The organism is Streptomyces sp. NPDC000151 (assembly GCF_040301705.1).
GTDB lineage: Bacteria > Actinomycetota > Actinomycetes > Streptomycetales > Streptomycetaceae > Streptomyces.
In genome coordinates this window covers 1-19,033 of record NZ_JBEPFC010000047.1, presented here as the reverse complement: position 1 = coordinate 19,033, position 19,033 = coordinate 1, and the positions used below count along the sequence as shown (strand labels likewise).

Here is a 19,033-nt window from a genome sequence, read left to right as displayed (position 1 = left end):
GGGCGCTGCCCCCGGACCCCCGGTCCTCAAACGCCGGACGGGCTGGGTGGGGCTCAGGACGGGCTGGGGTGGGGCCTCAGGACTGGCTGGAGCTGTCGCGTACCACCGGCATCGGCAGCAGTACCGGGTCCGCCGGGTGCGGGGCCATCGGGGTCTCCGTTGCCAGGCGTTCCTCGCAGAGTTCTGCGAGGCGGTCGTACCCCTCCTTGCCCATCAGCTCGATGAGCTCCGGCGCGTACGACTGATACACGGCGCGGGACGCGCCATGCGCGGACGTCGCCGATGTGCACCACCAGTTCAGGTCGTGGCCGCCGGGGCCCCAGCCGCGGCGGTCGTACTCGCCGATGGTGATCTGGAGCACGCGGGTGTCGTCGGGGCGGTCGATCCAGTCGTACGTGCGGCGGACCGGCAGCTGCCAGCAGACGTCCGGCTTGGTTTCGAGGGGCTCGCGGCCGTCCTGGAGGGCCAGGATGTGCAGGGAGCAGCCGGCGCCGCCGGCGAAGCCGGGGCGGTTCTGGAAGATGCAGGAGCCCTTCCAGCGGCGCGTCTGGCGCTCGCCGTCGTCCTCGTCCTCCTCGACCCAGCCGGTCGTCGTGCCCACGTCGTGGAACTGCCAGATGTCCGGCGTGAGCCGCGCCACGTGCTCGGCGACCCGCTGCTCGTCCTCCTCGTCGGAGAAGTGCGCGCCGAGCGTGCAGCAGCCGTCGTCGGCGCGGCCCGCCTCGATGCCCTGGCAGCCGCCGCCGAACACACAGTTCCAGCGGGAGGTGAGCCAGGTCAGGTCGCACCGGAAGATCTGCTCGTCGTCGGCCGGGTCGGGGAACGTGACCCAGGCGCGGGCGAAGTCGAGGCCGACCTCGTCGGTCACCTCGTCGGACGCCGCCCCGCGCGCTTGTTGCTTTTCCATCTTTTTGCGGGCCTTTTCCTGCTTCGCCTTTTTCGTCTTCGCCACCTCCCCAGCGTAAAGGCGCGGCGTGGCCGCAGTAGCTTTCTGAGTATGAGACTCGGTGTCCTCGATGTGGGTTCGAATACGGTCCACCTACTGGTGGTGGACGCGCACCCCGGCGCGCGCCCGCTGCCCGCCTACTCCCACAAGGCGGAACTGCGGCTGGCCGAACTCCTCGACGAGGACGGGAACGTCGCAGGTCCGGGCGTCGACCGGCTCGTCGCGACGGTCCGTGAGGCGGTGCGGGTCGCGGAGGACAAGGGCGTCGAGGACGTGCTGCCGTTCGCGACCTCGGCCATACGTGAGGCACCCAACGGCGAGGACGTGCTGGCCCGCGTCGCCGAGGAGACCGGCGTCACGCTGCGGGTCCTCTCCGGCGAGGACGAGGCGCGGCTCACCTTCCTCGCGGCCCGCCGCTGGTTCGGCTGGTCCGCCGGGCGGCTGCTGCTCCTGGACATCGGCGGCGGCTCGCTGGAGATCGCGTACGGCCTGGACGAGGACCCGGACGCGGCGGTCTCGCTGCCGCTCGGCGCCGGCCGGCTGACCAACACCGACCTGCCCGGCGACCCGCCGGACCCGGAGGACGTACGGGCGCTGCGCCGCCGCGTACGGGCCGACATCGGGCGCGTGGTGAGCGACTTCACACGCTTCGGTACGCCGGACCACGTGGTGGCCTCGTCCAAGACGTTCAAGCAGCTGGCCAGGCTGGCGGGCGCGGCCCGCTCGGCGGAGGGCCTGTACGTGCAGCGCGGGCTGAGCCGGAAGGCGCTGGAGGAGTGGGTGCCGCAGCTGGCCACGATGACGGCGGAGAAGCGCGCCGAGCTGCCCGGGGTCTCCGAGGGCCGGTCCCGCCAGCTGCTGGCCGGTGCCCTGGTCGCGGAGGCGGCGATGGACCTCTTCGGCGTGGACGAGCTGGAGATCTGCCCGTGGGCGCTGCGCGAGGGCGTCATCCTGCGACGGCTGGACCATTTGCCGAACGGTGAGTCGGGGGGCGACGCGGCCTGAGGGTGAGCCCGAAGGGCGATCCCGTCAGGGGCGCGGGGAACTGCGCGAGCAACCAGGACGGCGCCGCGGCCGCCCACGCTGCGACAGGGGCACCCCCAATGGCGGCCCGCTCCCCCGCGCCCCGCGCGGCCCCGTACCCTGTCCCTCGTGACGGAGCCAGTGGTGCGCATCCCGGATGCGAAGGTCGCCCTGTCCACGGCATCGGTGTATCCGGAGTCGACCGCGACGGCCTTCGAGATCGCCGCGCGCCTGGGGTACGACGGAATCGAAGTCATGGTCTGGACCGATCCGGTCAGCCAGGACATCGAGGCGCTGCGCCGGCTGTCCGACTACCACGGCGTGCCGGTGCTGGCCATCCACGCGCCGTGTCTGCTGATCACGCAGCGCGTGTGGTCCACCGACCCGTGGACCAAGCTCCAGCGCGCCCGCAACGCCGCCGAGAAGCTCGGCGCCTCCACGGTCGTGGTGCATCCGCCGTTCCGATGGCAGCGCAACTACGCCCGGGACTTCGTGCGCGGAATCTGGCGCATGGAGGGCGAGACGGACGTGAAGTTCGCCGTCGAGAACATGTACCCCTGGCGGTACCGCGACCGCGAGATGCTGGCGTACGCGCCGGACTGGGACCCCACCAAGGACGACTACCGGCACTTCACGGTCGACCTGTCGCACACCTCGACCGCCCGGAGCGACGCCCTGCACATGGTGGACCGGATGGGCGACCGGCTCGCCCACATCCACCTCGCCGACGGCAACGGCTCCAACAAGGACGAGCACCTGGTCCCGGGGCGCGGCAAGCAGCCGTGCGCCGAGCTGCTGGAGCGGCTGGCCGCCACCGGCTACGACGGGCACATCGTCATCGAGGTCAACACCCGCCGGGCGATGTCCGCCGCCGAACGCGAGGCCGACCTCGCCGAGGCCCTCGCCTTCACGCGCCTGCACCTCGCCTCGCCGAACCGGGTGTACGGGTCGTGAGCGCGCCCGGGACGGAAGGTTCCGGGGCTGCTCCGAGGCGGCGTGGCCGCCCCGCCCGTACGGAGGGCACCGCGGGACCCGGCGCGCGGGAGCGGATTCTCGCCGCGGCCCGTACGGAATTCGCCGAACGCGGCTACGACAAGACGTCCATCCGCGGCATCGCCAAGGCGGCGCAGGTGGACCCGGCGCTGGTGCACCACTACTTCGGTACGAAGGAGCAGGTCTTCGGCGCGGCCATCGAGATCACCATGGAGCAGCCCGCGCTGCACCTGCCCGATCTGCTCGCGCCGGGCGCCGACGGCATCGGCGAGCGGTTCGCGCGGTACTTCCTCGGCATCTGGGAGAACCCCGCCACCCGCGCCCCGCTGCTCGCCGTCATCCGCTCGGCGATGACCCACGAGACCGCCGCGAAGGTGCTGCGCGGCTTCGTGCTGCGGCGGATGCTGGAGCGGGTGGCGGCGGAGCTGGCGGTGCCGGAGCCGCGCTTCCGGGCCGAGCTGGCCGCCTCCCATCTGGTCGGCATCGCGATGCTGCGGTACGTCGTCCAGGTCGAGCCGCTGGCCTCGGCCGATCCCGAGGACATCGTCCGGATGGTCGCGCCGACGCTCCAGCGGTACCTCGCGGAGGCGTGAGCGCGTGCGTCCGTAGTGCGGGCAGATGTCTCATAATCTGGAGGCGCTGTCCGGATCTTGGATCGACAGCGTAATCTCGGGATCAGGTGATACGTGGCGCGGAATGCGTCCGCAGCCGCGTGCCGCAGACGATCCCAAGGGAGTGACCATCGTGCCTGAGCTGAGGTCCCGCACCGTTACCCACGGCCGCAACATGGCGGGCGCCCGTGCCCTTATGCGGGCGTCGGGCGTAGCGAGCGAGGACATCGGCAAGCCGATCATCGCGGTCGCCAACTCCTTCACCGAGTTCGTGCCGGGCCACACCCACCTCCAGCCGGTCGGCCGGATCGTGAGCGAGGCCATCAAGGCGGCGGGGGCGGTCCCGCGCGAGTTCAACACCATCGCGGTCGACGACGGCATCGCGATGGGCCACGGCGGCATGCTGTACTCCCTCCCGTCCCGCGACCTGATCGCGGACTCCGTGGAGTACATGGTCGAGGCCCACTGCGCCGACGCCCTGATCTGCATCTCCAACTGCGACAAGATCACCCCGGGCATGCTGAACGCCGCCCTGCGGCTCAACATCCCGACCGTCTTCGTCTCCGGCGGCCCGATGGAGTCCGGCCGCGCGACCCTCGTCGACGGCACGGTCCGCACCCTCGACCTGGTCGACGCGATGTCGGACGCCGTCAACGAGAAGATCTCCGACGCGGACATGCTCCGTATCGAGGAGAACGCCTGCCCGACCTGCGGCTCCTGCTCCGGCATGTTCACCGCCAACTCGATGAACTGCCTGACCGAGGCCATCGGCCTCTCGCTGCCCGGCAACGGCTCGGTGCTGGCCACGCACACCGCCCGCAAGGCGCTGTACGAGAACGCCGGCCGTACGGTCGTGGAGATCGCCAAGCGGTACTACGAGGGCGGCGACGAGTCGGTCCTGCCGCGCAACATCGCCACGTTCGACGCCTTCGAGAACGCCATGGCCCTCGACATCGCCATGGGCGGCTCGACGAACACCATCCTGCACCTGCTGGCCGCCGCCCAGGAGGGGGACGTCCCCTTCGGCCTGGAGGCGATCGACGCCGTCTCGCGCCGCGTCCCGTGCCTGGCCAAGGTCGCGCCGAACGTCGCGAAGGACCGCACGTACTACATGGAGGACGTGCACCGCGCAGGCGGCATCCCGGCCCTCCTCGGCGAGCTGCACCGCGCCGGTCTGCTCAACGAGGGCGTGCACTCCGTGCACAGCCCGTCGCTCGCCGACTGGCTCAAGACCTGGGACGTGCGCGGCGGTTCGCCCTCCCCGGAGGCCATCGAGCTGTGGCACGCGGCCCCCGGCTGCGTCCGCTCCGCCGAGGCGTTCTCCCAGTCCGAGCGCTGGGCGGCGCTGGACGAGGACGCCGAGGGCGGCTGCATCCGCTCGGCCGAGCACGCGTACTCCAAGGACGGCGGGCTCGCGGTCCTCAAGGGCAATCTGGCGGTCGACGGCTGTGTCGTGAAGACCGCGGGCGTGGACGAGTCCATCTGGAAGTTCGAGGGCCCGGCCGTGGTCTGCGAGTCCCAGGAAGAGGCCGTCCAGAAGATCCTGATGAAGGAGATCACGGACGGCGACGTGGTCGTCATCCGCTACGAGGGCCCCAAGGGCGGCCCCGGCATGCAGGAGATGCTCTACCCGACCTCGTACCTCAAGGGCCGGGGCCTGGGGAAGACCTGCGCGCTGATCACCGACGGCCGCTTCTCCGGCGGTACGTCCGGTCTCTCCATCGGCCACGCCTCGCCCGAGGCGGCCGGCGGCGGCACGATCGCGCTGGTCGAGAACGGCGACCGGATCCGCATCGACATCCCGGGCCGCTCGATCGAGCTGCTGGTCGGTGACGAGGAGCTGGCCGCCCGCCGCGAGGCGCTGGGCGGCGTGTACGCGCCGAAGAACCGCGAGCGCAAGGTCTCGCAGGCGCTGCGCGCCTACGCGGCGATGGCCACCAGCGCCGACAAGGGCGCGGTCCGCGACATCAGCAAGCTCGGCTGACACCGCTCCCGCAGCGGCTGACCACCGCTCTCACAGCGACGACGAGGACCCCGGCCCGCTACCAGCGGCCGGGGTCCTCCGCGTCCACTCCGAAGACCGTGCCGTCCGGCGCCGCGGCGAAGACCCGCCGCCCGGCCGGGTCCACCGCCGGCGTCGGCAGCGTTTCCAGGAAGCCGCCGCGCCCCGTGGCCAGCCGCGGCTTCGTCTGCCCCAGCATCGCCCCGTGCCGGGTGTCCACGGCCAGCAGCCGCCCGTCGGCCGCGCTGAAGTACAGCCGGTCGCCGGCCACCACCGGCTGCGAGCCGCGGCTGACCGACGTCTCGACCTGCCACGTCCGCGCGCCGACGGCCTGCAGCGTGCCCCCATAGGCGAGCAGGTAGACCGTGTCGCCCCGGACCGCCGCGAGCGCGTCGTCCAGCGGCGCCGCCAGCCGGTACGTACGCACCGCGCCGCTGCCGGGGGCGTACCGCACCACCGCCTTCGTACGGGAGTCCTGCGCGGCCGAGGTCAGGAAGAGCGCGCCGCCGCTGCCCAGGCCCACCGGGGTGAGCGTCCCGGGCAGCCGCCGCTCCCACCGCACGGTGCCGTGCGCGAGGCCGATCGCCGTGACGAGGGTGCGACCGCCGTCCTGCACGGTGGCCGCGTACGCGGTGCCGCCGCCCGTCCCGTACGCCTGGAAGCGGGGCAGCGCGTGTCCCGGGAACGCGCGGCGCCACCGCTGCTCGTGCGTCCGGCTGTCCAGCGCGGTGACCGTGCCGTCCGCCGCCGTGAGCAGCACGGCGTCGCCCACGACGGCGACCTGCCCGTGGTACGCGGAGACGTCCCGGCTCCAGCGCCGGGCGCCCTTGCCGTCCGCCGCCGGGTCGAAGGCGTCCAGCCGCCGGCCGTCGGCGGACAGCGCGTACAGCAGGCCGCCGGAGAACACGGGCGCGGCCGGTGGCAGGTCGGCGCCGGTCGCGGGCCCGGCGGGCAGCCGCCACTGCACGGCGCCGTGCTCGGGGTCCACGCGCGCGGCCCGCACGCCGCGCTGGGCACAGAAGAGGGCGGGCGCGGGGGCCGCGGCCGACGGCGCGGTGCGCGGCGCGAAGGAGCAGAACGGCATCTCGGCCGGGTGGTCGGCGGAACGTTCGAGCAGGGCGGTGCGCCAGGGGTGGAAGGGCTCCGCCGCCTCCGTACCGCCGGAGTGCCGCACCGGACCGTCCTCCGGGAGCAGCGCCCGTACGCCCAGGAAGCCGCCCCCGGCGACGAGGACCGCCGCGACCGCCGCCCAGACCGCCCAACGGCGCGCGCGGCGGGGCGCGGGAGCCTTCGCCGGGCCCGCGGGCGCCGACGGCCCGGCCGGTACGTGGACCCGGACGTGGGTGGGCACGGCCTCGGCGGGCCCGCGCTGGAGCGGTATGTACGGCGCGGGCAGGGCGGGGGACGCGGCAGACGACGGGGCCGGGGACACCCGCGACTCCGGCGCGTCGAGGGTCGAGTCCGGCTCCAGGAGCGAGTCCGGCCCGAAGGACGGGTCCGTGGCGGGCCCGGCGCCAGGTCCGGCCTCGGTGGCGGGCGCCGCGCGCGCGGCCGCCATCGGCTCGTACAGCGGCTCCAGGTACAGCTCCGTCGGGAGGTCGACGCGGAGCCGGGCCATCAGCTGGCTCGGCGTCGGGCGGTCCGCCGGGTCCTTCGCGAGGCAGCTGCGCAGCAGCGGCGCCAGCTCCTCCGGCACGCCCGCGAGGTCCGCCTCGTCGTGGACGACCTGGTACGCGACGAGGTACGGGCTCTCCGAATCGAAAGGGCCGCTCCCGGTCGCCGCGTGCACCAGTACCGAACCCAGCGCGAAGACATCCGCCGCCGGGCCGACTTCCCGGGGCCGCTGGAACTGTTCGGGCGCCATGAAAGGCGGCGTCCCGATCAATTTGCCGGTTTCCGTCCGCATTTCGCTGTCGGACGGTCGCGAAATACCGAAATCGATGACTTTCGGGCCGTCCGCCGCCAGCAGGACATTGCTCGGCTTCAGATCGCGGTGCACCACGCCGGCGCGGTGGATGTCGCGCAGTGCTTCCGCCAGTCCGGCGCCCAGTTTCCGTACCTCGTCCAGGGGCAGCGGGCCCTTCCGCTTCACATGCGCGGAAAGCGTGGGGCCGGGAATGTAGAGCGTCGCCATCCAGGGCCGCTCACTGTCGGGATCGGCGTCCACGACCGGCGCCGTGAAAGCCCCGCTGACCCGCCGCGCGGCCGCCACCTCCTGCCGGAACCGGCCCCGGAACTCCGGGTCCTGGGCGAATTCCGCGTGCACGACCTTCACCGCGAGCCGCAGCCCGGACGCCGAACGCGCCAGGTGCACCACGCCCATACCGCCGGCACCGAGCGGCATTTCCAGCCGGTAGTTCCCCGCGTATTCCGGATGTTCCGCTTCCGGTCCGGCGCCGGAACTCCGCAGCGGCGGCATCTCCCCACCCCCGTGTATTCGGCCGCGCAATCGGCCGCAGATGCGATGCTCGGAGCCTAGTGGATGCCCGGCGGACGCCGGTTACGGCCCGGCGCGGCTTGCTAGCCTGAACCTCGTTCGAGCCGTCGCGCGGTGCGGCGCGGAAGGCCGGAAATCGGCCCCGGCCGCCGGCCGCGGACATTCACACGACATTCCACGGGGGAGTGCGCCATGAGCACACAGGAGAACACCGCCGACAGCGCGGCCGAAGCGGCCGGCACCGTCGCGGCCTACCGCAGCTATCCCGTCGCGCCGGGCTACCGCCTCAACGTCCGCAGCGGCCCGAGCACCAACGCCGCGGTCGTCCGCACCCTCCCGGCCGACTCCTCGGTCCCCATCCGCTGCCAGCGCCACGGCGAGCAGGTCAGCGGCCCGTACGGCAGCAGCGACATCTGGGACTGCATCGGCAGCGGCGAGTACGTCTCGGACGCGTACGTGAAGACCGGGAGCGACGGCTTCGTCGCACAGCGCTGCGCGAGCTGACCGCCGGACGGGGCGCGGGCCCGCCCGAGGGGCTGCCGGGGATAATCGACGGCATGAGCGAGGAGCACACGCGCGCGGCCGTCGAGCCGGCCGGTCCCGAGCCGGTCGCCATCCGGTTCTTCGGCACGACCTGGGTCCACCACGACGGCGGCTACGCGCTGCGCCGCGCGGGCGTGGCCCTCGGCGCGCTCGTGCTCGCCGCGCTCGGCGCCTTCGTCCTGCGCTTCGCGTTCGAGGGCCTGGCCGTCGCCGAGGTCGGCTCGCTGGTGAACGTCCTGATCGTGGTCTGCTTCGCGGTGTGCAGCGTGCTCGCCTTCCGCCGCACGTGGGAGGGGTTCGTCCGGCGCCGCGAACCGGCCGCCGACCGGGCGGCCGGCCGTGACATTTCGGGCGCCGAGAAGTCCGCGCAGAGCCTGATGCTGATCGGTTTCATCGGCTCGCTGCTGGCGTACTTCTGCCGCGCGCTCGTCGAGGCGCCCGGCGAGAAGCTGCACCGCGCGGAGTACGAGGCGGCCCGCGAGCGGCACGCCCGCCGGCGCACCGCCCGTACGGGCAACCCCGCGGCCCGCAAGGGCGGCGCGAAGGGCGGGACCAAGGCCGGCGGCAAGGGGAAGAAGCGCCGCTGACCGGCCGGCGTCAGTACGTCCGGCCCGGCTTCCCCTCCCCGTACAGCCAGGCGTCGAACAGTCCCGTCAGATCCTTGTGCGCGTGCTGCTCGCAGAAGGCGATGAAGTCCTTCGAGCCGGCGTTGCCGTGCCGGTGCGCGGCGGGCCACCCCTTCAGGATGCGGAAGAACGTCCGGTCGCCCACCGCGTTCCGCAGCTGCTGGAGGACCATCGCGCCGCGCTCGTACACCGGCGTGTCCATCACGTTCGCGGCCTTGCCCGGGCGGCCGGGCGGGAAGTCCCACAGCGGATCGCCCGCGGGCAGCCGGTAGTGCGCGTCGAACTGCTCCTGCGGCGTCCTGCCGCCGGTCCGCTCGGCCCACAGCCACTCCGCGTAGGTCGCGAAGCCCTCGTTGAGCCAGATGTCCTGCCAGGTCTTCGGCGTCACCGAGTCGCCGAACCACTGGTGCGCCGTCTCGTGCACCACGGTCGCCTCGTCGGGGGCGCCGGAGTAGATCGGCTTGGTCTGCGTCTCCAGGGCGTAGTCGATGCTCCGGGGCGGGTGGTCGACGATGGCCCCGACGGAGGAGAAGGGGTAGGGCCCGAAGACCTTGCTCTCCCAGGTCACGATCTCCGGCAGGCGTGCGAGCGGCCCGGCGCTCTTCTTCGCCTCCTTCGGGTCCACCGCCACGTACAGCGGCACGCCCTGCTTCGTACGGCCGGTCTGCACGCGGAACTTCCCGACGGTGGCGGTCGCGAGGTAGGACGCCATCGGCTCCCCGCTGTGCCAGCGGAAGGTCCTCGCCCCGTCCTCCGTCTCCTCGCTGTCCTTCAACTCGCCGTTGGCGACGGCGGTGTAGCCCTTGGGGACGGTGACCGCGATGTCGTACGTGGCCTTGTCGCTCGGGTGGTGATTGCCGGGGAACCAGGTCTGCGACCCGGCCGGCTCGCCCACGACGAACGCCCCGTCCGCCGTGCGCACCCAGCCCTCCTTCGACCCGTCGGGGTCGGCGAAGTCCGTCGGGTGCCCCTCGTACGCGATCGCCGTGCGGAAGGTACGTCCCTTCGGCAGCGCGCTCGCCGGCCGGACCCGCAGCTTGTCGCCACGGCGGGAGAACTTCGCCCGCTTGCCGTTGACTTGAACGCTCTTCACCTTCAGGCCGTGCAGGTCGAGGGAGAAGGAGGCCAGCCGCTGCCGTGCCGTCGCGGTGAGGCGAGCCGTGGCGTCGAGGCTGCCCTGCCGGACGTCGTAGTCCAGGCCGAGCGCGTAATGGCGTACGTCGTAGCCGCCGTTGCCGAGGGCGGGGAAGAGCGGGTCGCCGAGGGTGTCCCGGCCGTCCACGGCCGAGGTGCCCGCCGGGCCGGCCGCGAGGTCGTGGGTGCAGGCGGACAGCAGAAGGGCCACGGACAGTGCGGCGGTCGCGCCACAGGCGCGCAGGGGCCGGCGTTTCACGGGGAGTCCTGGGGGGTGTGGGGGACAGGAGAGATCGCGCTGACCTTATGGGGTCATACGGATTCCTGTATCCCCCTGGGGACGGGAAGCTGTTCCGCCACCAGGGGGATGTGCCCAGGACGAGGGCCGTCGAGGGCCCTGCTTCAGCGGTGGCGGGTCAGGAGACGGCCCCGCGCACCGGCATATGGTCGATGCTCACACCGGCCGGTTCGGTGAGCTCACGGCGACGCTGCTCGGCCCAGCCGAGGAGCGCCGCCTCGCAGGCGTGGTCGAGGTGGCGCAGACCCGAGAGGTCGAGCTGGATCTCGCGGTCGGCGGGCAGCGCCTCCAACTGGTCGAGGAGGCGCGGCAGCCGCAGGAAGGTGGCGTTGCCGACGGCGCGTACGCGGACCGGTCCCGCCGCGGTGGCGGTCGCGGGCTCCGCTTCGTCGAGTACCGGGGCGGCGACGGAACTGCCGCCCTGCACCGACTTGGCCACCACGAGGCTGTGGGTCTGGCTGCCGGGACCCTCGTCGACGCCGTCGCCGGACACCTCCAGGTGCACATGCGAGGTTTCCCAGGCGGTCTTCGCGACCGCCATGAGGAGACCGATCAGGACGCCTTCGAACATGTTGGTGACCACGATGGCGATGGCGGTCGTCGCGAGCACGACGGCCTCGCCACGGTGTTCGCGCCACAGCGGGCGGATCTCCTTCAGCGGCATCAGCTTCCAGCCCGCGTGCACCAGGACACCGGCCAGCGCCGCCACCGGGATGACGCCCAGCGCGGCCGGGAAGGCCGCCGCGAACACCAGCAGCCAGACGCCGTGCAGGATGCGGGAGAGCTTGGTCTTCGCGCCGGCCGACACATTGGCGGAGCTGCGCACGATGACCGCGGTCATCGGCAGCGCGCCGAGCACACCGCAGACCGCGTTGCCCGCGCCCTGGGCCATCAGCTCCTTGTCGTAGTCCGTCTTCGGCCCGTCGTGCAGCCGGTCCACGGCCGCCGCGCTGAACAGCGACTCGGCGGACGCGATGAGCGTGAAGGCGAGCACCGTACCGATGACGCCGAACTCCGCGACGCGCGCGAAGTCGTCGGCGCCCGGCGGCTGGATGGCGTCCAGCAGCCCCTGTACCTCGACGCGGGCGACCGGCAGGTCGAACGCGAAGACCGCGAGCGTGGCGAGGGCGACCGCGGCGAGCGGCGCGGGCAGAATCTTCGCGCCCTTCTTCCAGCGGGGCCACAGGACGAGGATGGCGATCGTGCCGACGCCGATTGCCAGCGCGGCCAGGGCCGAGTTCGAGCCGACCGTGTCGATGAACAGGTCGGGCAGTCCGCCCAGGTTGGCGAGGCCGCTGCCGGGTGCCTTCGCGTCCGCGAGGGCGTACACCTGACCCGCGATCAGCACCAGGCCGATGCCGGCGAGCATGCCCTGCACCACCGCGACGGAGATCGCGCGGAACCACCGGCCGAGCTTGAGCGCGCCCATGGCCAGTTGGAGCAGGCCGGCGACGAGGACGAGGATGCCGAGCGCGCCGACGCCGTACTCCTTCACCGCCTCGTAGACGAGCACGGTCAGGCCTGCGGCCGGGCCGCTGACCTGGAGGCTGCTGCCGGGCAGGAAGCCGGTGAGCAGACCGCCCACGATGCCGGTGACCAGGCCGAGTTCGGCGGGTACACCGGAGGCCACGGCGACGCCGACGCAGAGCGGTACGGCGACGAGGAAGACGACGATCGAGGCGGTGAAGTCCGCGCGGAAGGTGCGGCGCGGGGCCTCGGGGGAGCCCGGCGGCGCGGCGGCGCCCGGGGGACCGAGACGGGAGTTGAAGATCCGTTCGACGAAACTGCGCATGAGGATGCCTCCAGCTGGTACCCGGCGGCAGCGCGTACTGCCGGCGGGAGCTGTTGCGGATGGATGGCTGGATCCGTACGAGCGGGCGTGCGTACGCCGGTCAGCGGCCGGTACCGGTAGCGGTCAGCAGCCGGTTCCGGTCAGCAGTCGGTTTCGGACAGCAGTCGGTTCCGGTCGGCCGTTGCGTGGCGACGTACGCCCGTGTGGTGCGGTGCGCGGGCAGGGGGAAAGCCCGTGGACATCTCTCAGCAGCGGAAAACGCAGAGAGTGAGGGGTATTTGACCGGTTCTCTGCAGTGATTTGGCGTGCGCGCGGGTGAGCGGAACGGTCGGCTCGTGATCGTCCACCGGGGCCGTGCGGCAGCACACGCACAGGGCACGCGGATCGGGGGGAGTGGGCGGTCCGGCAGAGATGCGGACGGCCCGCCGGAGGTGAGCGGTCTCGGGACCTATCTCGCCCTCGCCGCCGCCCTTCATGGCGGTGTGCTCGGGCTCGGCGGCGGGGGTGGGGGGCGCGGCGGGCAGGGAGCCGCCGTTCGCGGGCGAGGCCGCGTGCGTCCCGCCGCTCTGGGCGGGCTCGGCGAACGCGAAGCCGGCCGTGGTCAGCAGGGCCAGCAGTGCGGCAATGAGTATCGCCAGGGCAGGGCGTATCGCGGTACCCGGCTTCCCCATCGTCGCCTCCTCCGGCGCCCGTGGACAGTCGATTCCATTGTGTCCAAAGGCGGCTGCCCCGGGGCAAGTCGGCGTGTAACCGTCAGGTTAACGCCGAGTTATCGGAGGGGAACGATCTCCTCCGTTCGCTCCGGCGACCGCCGGGAGCACGCCCCGAACCGCCACACGCCGGGCCCTCCGGACACCCGGCGGCACCGCCTCGTGACACAACGTGCACCTTTATCGAACGCCCACCTCGCACGGCAGGTTCCCTTCGGATGGGGGCTTGACGCCTAGTTCCGGCCGGACGCATATTCAACACATGATGAATTACGCGTCCGGTGAGACCGGTAAGGCGAGGGAGGCCGCCGAGGCCGGGGAGACCGGCGTCCCGGCTCCCCCCGCTGTACGCGCCCGCGGACTCTCGGTGGTCCGCGGCGGCCGGACGGTCCTGGACGCGCTCGCCTTCGATGTCCCGCGCGGCCAGGTCACCGGCCTCCTGGGCCCCTCCGGCTGCGGCAAGTCCACGCTCATGCGCGCCATCGCCGGCACCCAGGCACACGTCACCGGCGCGCTCGACGTCCTCGGCCGGCCCGCGGGCGAGGCGTCGCTGCGGCCCCGGATCGGTTACGTGACCCAGTCCCCGTCCGTGTACGACGACCTCACCGTCCGGCAGAACCTCGCGTACTTCGCCGAGATCCTGCACCCCGGGCGGACCGCCCGCGCGGCGCGCCGGGCGGCCGTCGACCGCGCCATCGACGACGTGGCGCTGGCCTCACACGCCGACGTACTCGCCGGGAACCTCTCCGGCGGTCAGCGCAGCCGCGTCTCCCTCGCGGTCGCGCTCCTCGGCGACCCGGAACTGCTGGTACTGGACGAGCCGACCGTCGGCCTCGACCCCGTGCTCCGCCGCGACCTGTGGCGCCTCTTCCACACGCTCGCCGCCGACCGCGGCGTGACGCTCCTCGTCTCGTCCCACGTCATGGACGAGGCCGAACGCTGCGACCGCCTCCTCCTCATGCGCGAGGGCCACATCCTGGCGGATGGCACTCCGGACGAACTGACCACCCGCACCCAGACCCCAACAGTCGAGGCGGCGTTCCTGCACCTGGTCGACTCAGCCCTAGCTGTGGGCAGCGACGCTCCCACCCACCCTGCCCCCGCTGTGGGCAACCGTGCCGCCTCCGCCTTTCCCACCCACCCAGCTGTGGGCAATCGCGCCACCTCCGCCTCTCCCACCCACCCAGCTGTGGGCAATCGTGCCGCCAGGGCGGCACGGGTGGGCACAGCGGCACCCCCACGGCGGGACGCCGACCCCACCCACCCGCACCCCGACGGCGCAGCACGCCCCGCCCCCGCAGCGCACCCCGACCGCGCAGCACACCGCCCCCGCCCCGCGCCAACGCCCACCACCACCCGCGTCCTCCGCCAGCTCCGCCACGACCCCCGCACCATCGCCCTCATGCTCGTCGTCCCGTGCGCGATGATCACCCTGCTCCGCTACGTCTTCGACGGCAGCCCCCGCACGTTCGACGCCACCGGCGCCTCGCTCCTCGGCATCTTCCCGATGATCACGATGTTTCTGGTGACCTCCATCGCCACCCTGCGCGAACGCACCTCGGGCACGCTCGAACGCCTCCTCGCCATGCCGCTCGGCAAGACCGACCTGATCGCCGGTTACGCCCTCGCCTTCGGCCTGCTCGCCGTCGTCCAGTCGGCGCTCGCCACTGCCCTGTCCGTATGGCTGCTGGACCTGGACGTCACCGGCTCCCCCTGGCTCCTGCTCCTGGTGGCCGTCCTGGACGCCCTCCTCGGTACCGCCCTCGGCCTCTTCGTCTCGGCCTTCGCCGCCTCCGAATTCCAGGCCGTCCAATTCATGCCGGCGGTGTTGATGCCGCAAATCCTGCTGTGCGGCCTCTTCACCCCACGAGACGAAATGCAGCCGGTGCTCTCCGGCCTTTCCGACGCTCTCCCGATGTCGTACGCGGTCGACGCCATGAATGAAGTACTCCGCCATTCCGACGCCACCACCGCCTTCTTCCGCGACGCCGCGATCGTCACCGGCTGCGCCCTCCTGGTGCTCTCCCTGGGCGCCGCCACCCTCCGCCGCCGGACGCGCTGATCCCCGGCCCACCTCCCCCCCCAGTGGGCCGGGGACCCGCGTACGCGCCGGGACCGGCCCCGGCAGGATCAGCGACGGAGCGACCCGGAGAGGCCGACGGAACAAGAGGGACCAGACGTAACCATTGGCCAGTCGTCATCTGCCGGGCACTATGACGCCATGGGGAATGGGGAGGGCTCAGCGCCGTACGAGGCGCAGGACGCGGCCGAGTTCATCGAGGCGATGCGGCGCCTGAAGGAACGGTCCGGCCTGACCTACCGCCAGCTGGAGGAGAAGGCCGCGGGCCAGGGCGAACTGCTGCCGCGCAGCACCCTGGCCAACGCGCTGACCGGCCGTTCCCTGCCGCGCCCCGAACTGCTGGCCGCCTTCGTCCGGGCCTGCGGGGAAGGCGACCGGGCCGCGGAGTGGACCCGGGCCCGAGCCCTGCTCGCCGAGCGCTCCCGGACCGGCTCGCCACGCCCACCGGAACCGCCGTCCCCACCGGAGCCACCGTCCCCGAGACCCCGTCGCCTCACCGCGTGGCGCGGAGCACGAAGAACCCCCGCCCTCCTGACTCTCGCGGCCCTGCTGACCGCCGCCATCGCCGCCGCCGTCTGGTTGTCGGCCTCGCCCTCGGCCGAGCGCTCCCCGCACGCCGCCCCGCCCCTCCCCACCGGCCCCGTACGCGTCCACCCACTGAGCGCACCGGACCTGTGCCTGACCGACGGGCACGTCCCGGACGGCCGGTACGACTCCCTCGTGGCCGTGCAGCGAACGTGCGACAAGGCGGCAGCGCAGCGGACCAGGCTGATCCCGGCGGGCGACGGGCTGTACCGGATCGAATGGTTCCGCCCCGAACAGGGCAAGGGCTGCCTCGCAGCGCGCTCCGAAGGCCTCGCCGCCGGCCTGCTCGAACCCCAGAACGACTGCGCCGCGGCCACCCGCCTCCACATCGAGCCCGCCCCGCCCCAGGACAGCACCACCCACGCCGTCCGCTTCCGCGCGGAGGCCACCCACCGCTGCCTGACCATCAACGTCCCCACCGCCAATGTCCCCGCCGCGCCCGGAGCCGCGGAAGCCGCGCCGGACGCCGAAGCCGCGCCGGACGCCGAAGCCGTACTCACCCCCTGCGCCCCCAAAAAGAACCAGCTCTTCCGCATCACCGAGGCCCGCTCCCCGTAACCACGGCTCCTTCGCCGGCCGGCCACTCGCCCACAACGTGGAACACCCCCGCACGCCCGCCCCGCCCGATGCGACGATGACCGTACGGACAAGGCCCAGGCCCGGCGCAGCGTAGAGGTGAACCGCACCATGACCCAGAAGGTCGCAGTACTCGGTACAGGAAAGATCGGCGAAGCCCTCCTCAGCGGCATGATCCGCGGTGGCTGGTCCCCGTCCGACCTCCTGGTCACCGCCCGACGCCCCGAGCGCGCCGCCCAGCTCCGCGAGAAGTACGGGGTCGAGGCCGTCAGCAACGCCGAGGCCGCCAAGGGCGCCGACACGCTCATCCTCACGGTCAAGCCGCAGGACATGGGCACGCTCCTGGACGAGCTCGCCCCGCACGTCCCCGCCGACCGCCTGGTCATCAGCGGCGCCGCCGGCATCCCGACCTCCTTCTTCGAGGAGCGGCTGGCCGCGAACACGCCGGTGGTCCGGGTCATGACGAACACCCCCGCCCTCGTCGACGAGGCCATGTCCGTCATCTCCGCCGGTACGCACGCCACCGACGAGCACCTCGTGCACGCCGAGGAGATCTTCGGCGGCGTCGGCAAGACGCTCCGCGTCCCCGAGTCCCAGCAGGACGCGGCCACCGCCCTCTCCGGCTCGGGCCCGGCCTACTTCTACTTCCTCGTCGAGGCCATGACCGACGCCGGCATCCTCCTCGGCCTGCCGCGCGACAAGGCGCACGACCTGATCGTGCAGGCCGCCATCGGCGCCGCCGTGATGCTCCGCGACAGCGGCGAGCACCCGGTCAAGCTGCGCGAGAACGTCACCTCGCCGGCCGGCACCACCATCAACGCCATCCGCGAGCTGGAGAACCACGGCGTACGCGCCGCCCTCATCGCCGCCCTCGAAGCGGCCCGAGACCGCAGCCGCGAACTGGCCTCGGGCAACGGCTGAGCATCCGGCGGCACCCCACGGCGGGGTGCCGCCCCACGGCTACGCCAGCAACCCCACCGCCCGATACGCGGCATCGACGCGAGGCCGAGCCATCCCCCGCGCCCGCTCGGCCCCGTCCCGCAGCACCCCGTCCACATAAGACGCATCCGCCGCCAGCTCCGCATGCCGCTCCCGCACCGGCCGCAGCGTCTCCACCACCGCCTCCGCGGTGTCCTTCTTCAACGCCCCGTACGAGTCGTACTCCTCCGCCAGCCGCCGCGGCTCCCCACCCGTACACGCCGCCAGCACATCCAGCAGATTCGCGACCCCGGGCCGCTCCTCCCGGTCGTACACGACATCGCTGCCCGCGTCCGTGACGGCCCGCATCACCTTCTTGCGCACCGCCTCCGGCTCATCGAGCAGATAGACGATCCCCGCCGTACGGGCCTGCGACTTCCCCATCTTCTTCGTCGGCTCCTGCAGATCCATCACCCGCGCCGCCACCGCCGGCAGCGTCGTCCTCGGCACCACGAACGTCTGCCCGTACCGCTGGTTGAACCGGACTGCCAGATCCCGCGTGAGCTCCACGTGCTGTGCCTGGTCCTCACCCACAGGCACCTCATCCGTCCCGTACGCCAGGATGTCCGCGGCCATCAGCGTCGGGTACGTCAGCAGCGACAGCCGCACGCTCCCGCCCCGCTCACGCTCCCGTGCCGCCTTCTCCTTGTACTGGATCATGCGCCGCATCTCGCCGTCCGTGGCCGTGCACTCCATCAGGTACGCCAGCCGCGTGTGCTCATCGACCTGGCTCTGCACGAACACCGTGCACCGCTCCGGATCCAGCCCGGTGGCCAGCAGCAACGTCGCCGCCTGCCGGCTGAGCCGCCGCACCCGTGCCGGATCGTGGTCGACGGTCAGCGCGTGCAGGTCGACCACGCAGAACAGCGCGTCCGCCCGGTACTGGTCCTCCGCCGCCCAGCGCCGCATCGCGCCGAGGTAATTGCCCAGCGTCAGGTGCCCCGTCGGCTGCACACCACTGAAGATCCGCGTCATTTCCGGTCCCCTTACCTGCTCGGTCGCTCGCGACCTGTCAGTCGCTCGCTTCTATGGAGACCGCCGCACCGAACCGACCGGCCGGCTGCGGGAGGGAGAAACGCGAACGGCCGCCGGAGGCGGCGGCCGTGATCATGCATGCGCTGTGGTCGGCCGCCGTCAGGCGGGCCACCACTGCTGTACGAGCGCACGCGTATGCATGGCCCCTACGCTACGCCCCGGACCGCCTCCAGGAGCGGGTTTGAACGAACCCAGGGCCTCGTGTAGTGTCCTCCGAGTTGCCACGGGGTCACCGACTCCTGGCAGCCACTCGCGCCGCACCGGCGGCAACCCATTACTGCACGGCCTTCCTTCGGGAACAATTTCGGCATGCCGAAATTCGACCGACCGGCTCGATTATGAACCGGCAGCGAAAACCGCTAAAGTAGTGGACACGCCGGAAGGCGCGAAAAACCCCGCCGACGGGGATCGGAAACGAATTCGGACCGACTGCGACTTTCGAGAAGCACGGAAAGAATGAGGATCTGATAGAGTCGGACTCGCCGGAAGGGAAAGCCCGAAAGGGCCGGACCGGAAAGCAACCCCGCTCCGACAGGGGGCCGGATCACTGAAAAGGATCTGGTAAGATCGGAACCGCGAAGAAGCCGAAAGGCCGAAACGCACCGGCGAAAATCGGGCCCGCAAGGATCTGATAGAGTCGGAAACGCAAGACCGAAGGGAAGCG

General features: G+C 72.2%; 15 protein-coding genes and 1 pseudogene. 10 read left to right on the top strand and 6 right to left on the bottom strand.

Translation table 11 applies throughout. The features are described from left to right. Nucleotides 1-76 precede the first annotated feature (76 nt). Entirely contained in the window at nucleotides 77-952 is an 876-nt protein-coding gene (locus ABT381_RS15970; protein WP_351593668.1) for a DUF3109 family protein, read from the bottom strand. A 45-nt stretch (nucleotides 953-997) separates the two neighbouring features. Between ABT381_RS15970 and ABT381_RS15965 the strand changes: the two genes are divergently transcribed. The 4 genes from ABT381_RS15965 (at nucleotide 998) to ilvD (ending at nucleotide 5,557) form a co-directional block, all read left to right on the top strand. After that, complete coding sequence (locus tag ABT381_RS15965; protein WP_351593666.1) at nucleotides 998-1,951, top strand: Ppx/GppA family phosphatase; 954 nt, start codon at nucleotides 998-1,000, stop codon at nucleotides 1,949-1,951. Between the two features lie 147 nt (nucleotides 1,952-2,098). Continuing rightward, nucleotides 2,099-2,923, top strand: a complete 825-nt coding sequence (locus tag ABT381_RS15960; protein WP_211266484.1) for a sugar phosphate isomerase/epimerase family protein — start codon at nucleotides 2,099-2,101, stop codon at nucleotides 2,921-2,923. Next, complete coding sequence (locus tag ABT381_RS15955; RefSeq protein ID WP_351593664.1) at nucleotides 2,920-3,555, top strand: TetR/AcrR family transcriptional regulator; 636 nt, start codon at nucleotides 2,920-2,922, stop codon at nucleotides 3,553-3,555. Before ABT381_RS15960 ends, ABT381_RS15955 begins: the two co-directional genes overlap by 4 nt. 151 nt (nucleotides 3,556-3,706) lie before the next feature. Beyond that, complete coding sequence (ilvD, locus tag ABT381_RS15950) at nucleotides 3,707-5,557, top strand: dihydroxy-acid dehydratase (protein ID WP_351593662.1); 1,851 nt, start codon at nucleotides 3,707-3,709, stop codon at nucleotides 5,555-5,557. A gap of 58 nt (nucleotides 5,558-5,615) precedes the next feature. On the opposite strand, the gene ABT381_RS15945 is transcribed toward ilvD, so the two are convergent. Then, the gene (locus ABT381_RS15945) at nucleotides 5,616-7,994 is read right to left on the bottom strand and encodes a serine/threonine-protein kinase (protein WP_467754742.1); all 2,379 of its coding nucleotides are present in this window, start codon (nucleotides 7,992-7,994) and stop codon (nucleotides 5,616-5,618) included. Nucleotides 7,995-8,204: 210 nt separating this feature from the next. Between ABT381_RS15945 and ABT381_RS15940 the strand changes: the two genes are divergently transcribed. Both ABT381_RS15940 and ABT381_RS15935 read left to right on the top strand, forming a co-directional pair. Beyond that, nucleotides 8,205-8,516, top strand: a complete 312-nt coding sequence (locus tag ABT381_RS15940; protein WP_351593657.1) for a hypothetical protein — start codon at nucleotides 8,205-8,207, stop codon at nucleotides 8,514-8,516. Nucleotides 8,517-8,569: 53 nt separating this feature from the next. Continuing rightward, complete coding sequence (locus tag ABT381_RS15935) at nucleotides 8,570-9,142, top strand: hypothetical protein (protein WP_351593654.1); 573 nt, start codon at nucleotides 8,570-8,572, stop codon at nucleotides 9,140-9,142. 10 nt (nucleotides 9,143-9,152) lie between these two features. On the opposite strand, the gene ABT381_RS15930 is transcribed toward ABT381_RS15935, so the two are convergent. The 3 genes from ABT381_RS15930 to ABT381_RS15920 form a co-directional block, all read right to left on the bottom strand. Continuing rightward, on the bottom strand, nucleotides 9,153-10,574 hold the full coding sequence (locus ABT381_RS15930; protein ID WP_351593651.1) for a M1 family metallopeptidase: 1,422 nt from the start codon (nucleotides 10,572-10,574) through the stop codon (nucleotides 9,153-9,155). 157 nt (nucleotides 10,575-10,731) lie between these two features. Further along, nucleotides 10,732-12,405 carry a SulP family inorganic anion transporter gene (locus tag ABT381_RS15925; protein ID WP_351593648.1) on the bottom strand — a complete coding sequence of 558 codons (1,674 nt, stop codon included), beginning with the start codon at nucleotides 12,403-12,405 and terminating at the stop codon, nucleotides 10,732-10,734. Nucleotides 12,406-12,650: 245 nt separating this feature from the next. Continuing rightward, the gene (locus tag ABT381_RS15920; RefSeq protein WP_351593645.1) at nucleotides 12,651-13,076 is read right to left on the bottom strand and encodes a hypothetical protein; all 426 of its coding nucleotides are present in this window, start codon (nucleotides 13,074-13,076) and stop codon (nucleotides 12,651-12,653) included. A gap of 301 nt (nucleotides 13,077-13,377) precedes the next feature. On the opposite strand from ABT381_RS15920, the pseudogene ABT381_RS15915 reads away from it, so the two are divergent. The 4 genes and pseudogenes from ABT381_RS15915 to proC form a co-directional block, all read left to right on the top strand. Beyond that, nucleotides 13,378-14,181 (top strand): annotated as a pseudogene (locus ABT381_RS15915) (ABC transporter ATP-binding protein); the annotation flags it as partial. Nucleotides 14,182-14,334: 153 nt separating this feature from the next. Then, nucleotides 14,335-15,177 (top strand): ABC transporter permease, encoded by an 843-nt coding sequence (locus ABT381_RS15910; protein ID WP_467754751.1) that lies wholly within the window; start codon nucleotides 14,335-14,337, stop codon nucleotides 15,175-15,177. 159 nt (nucleotides 15,178-15,336) lie between these two features. Further along, nucleotides 15,337-16,338 (top strand): helix-turn-helix domain-containing protein, encoded by a 1,002-nt coding sequence (locus ABT381_RS15905; protein ID WP_351593643.1) that lies wholly within the window; start codon nucleotides 15,337-15,339, stop codon nucleotides 16,336-16,338. Nucleotides 16,339-16,467: 129 nt separating this feature from the next. Further along, complete coding sequence (gene proC / locus ABT381_RS15900; RefSeq protein WP_351593640.1) at nucleotides 16,468-17,277, top strand: pyrroline-5-carboxylate reductase; 810 nt, start codon at nucleotides 16,468-16,470, stop codon at nucleotides 17,275-17,277. Between the two features lie 39 nt (nucleotides 17,278-17,316). Here proC and trpS read toward each other — a convergent pair whose 3' ends face one another. Continuing rightward, nucleotides 17,317-18,309 (bottom strand): tryptophan--tRNA ligase, encoded by a 993-nt coding sequence (gene trpS, locus ABT381_RS15895; protein ID WP_351593638.1) that lies wholly within the window; start codon nucleotides 18,307-18,309, stop codon nucleotides 17,317-17,319. Nucleotides 18,310-19,033 lie beyond the last annotated feature (724 nt).

Bases quoted from the DNA above. Each gene is read 5' to 3' on its own strand.
- ABT381_RS15965 (WP_351593666.1), top strand. From the start codon at position 998: ATGAGACTCGGTGTCCTCGATGTGGGTTCGAATACGGTCCACCTACTG.
- ABT381_RS15945 (WP_467754742.1), bottom strand. From the start codon at position 7,994: ATGCCGCCGCTGCGGAGTTCCGGCGCCGGACCGGAAGCGGAACATCCG.
- ABT381_RS15940 (WP_351593657.1), top strand. From the start codon at position 8,205: ATGAGCACACAGGAGAACACCGCCGACAGCGCGGCCGAAGCGGCCGGC.
- ABT381_RS15935 (WP_351593654.1), top strand. From the start codon at position 8,570: ATGAGCGAGGAGCACACGCGCGCGGCCGTCGAGCCGGCCGGTCCCGAG.
- ABT381_RS15925 (WP_351593648.1), bottom strand. From the start codon at position 12,405: ATGCGCAGTTTCGTCGAACGGATCTTCAACTCCCGTCTCGGTCCCCCG.
- ABT381_RS15920 (WP_351593645.1), bottom strand. From the start codon at position 13,076: ATGGGGAAGCCGGGTACCGCGATACGCCCTGCCCTGGCGATACTCATT.
- ABT381_RS15905 (WP_351593643.1), top strand. From the start codon at position 15,337: ATGGGGAATGGGGAGGGCTCAGCGCCGTACGAGGCGCAGGACGCGGCC.
- proC (WP_351593640.1), top strand. From the start codon at position 16,468: ATGACCCAGAAGGTCGCAGTACTCGGTACAGGAAAGATCGGCGAAGCC.
- trpS (WP_351593638.1), bottom strand. From the start codon at position 18,309: ATGACGCGGATCTTCAGTGGTGTGCAGCCGACGGGGCACCTGACGCTG.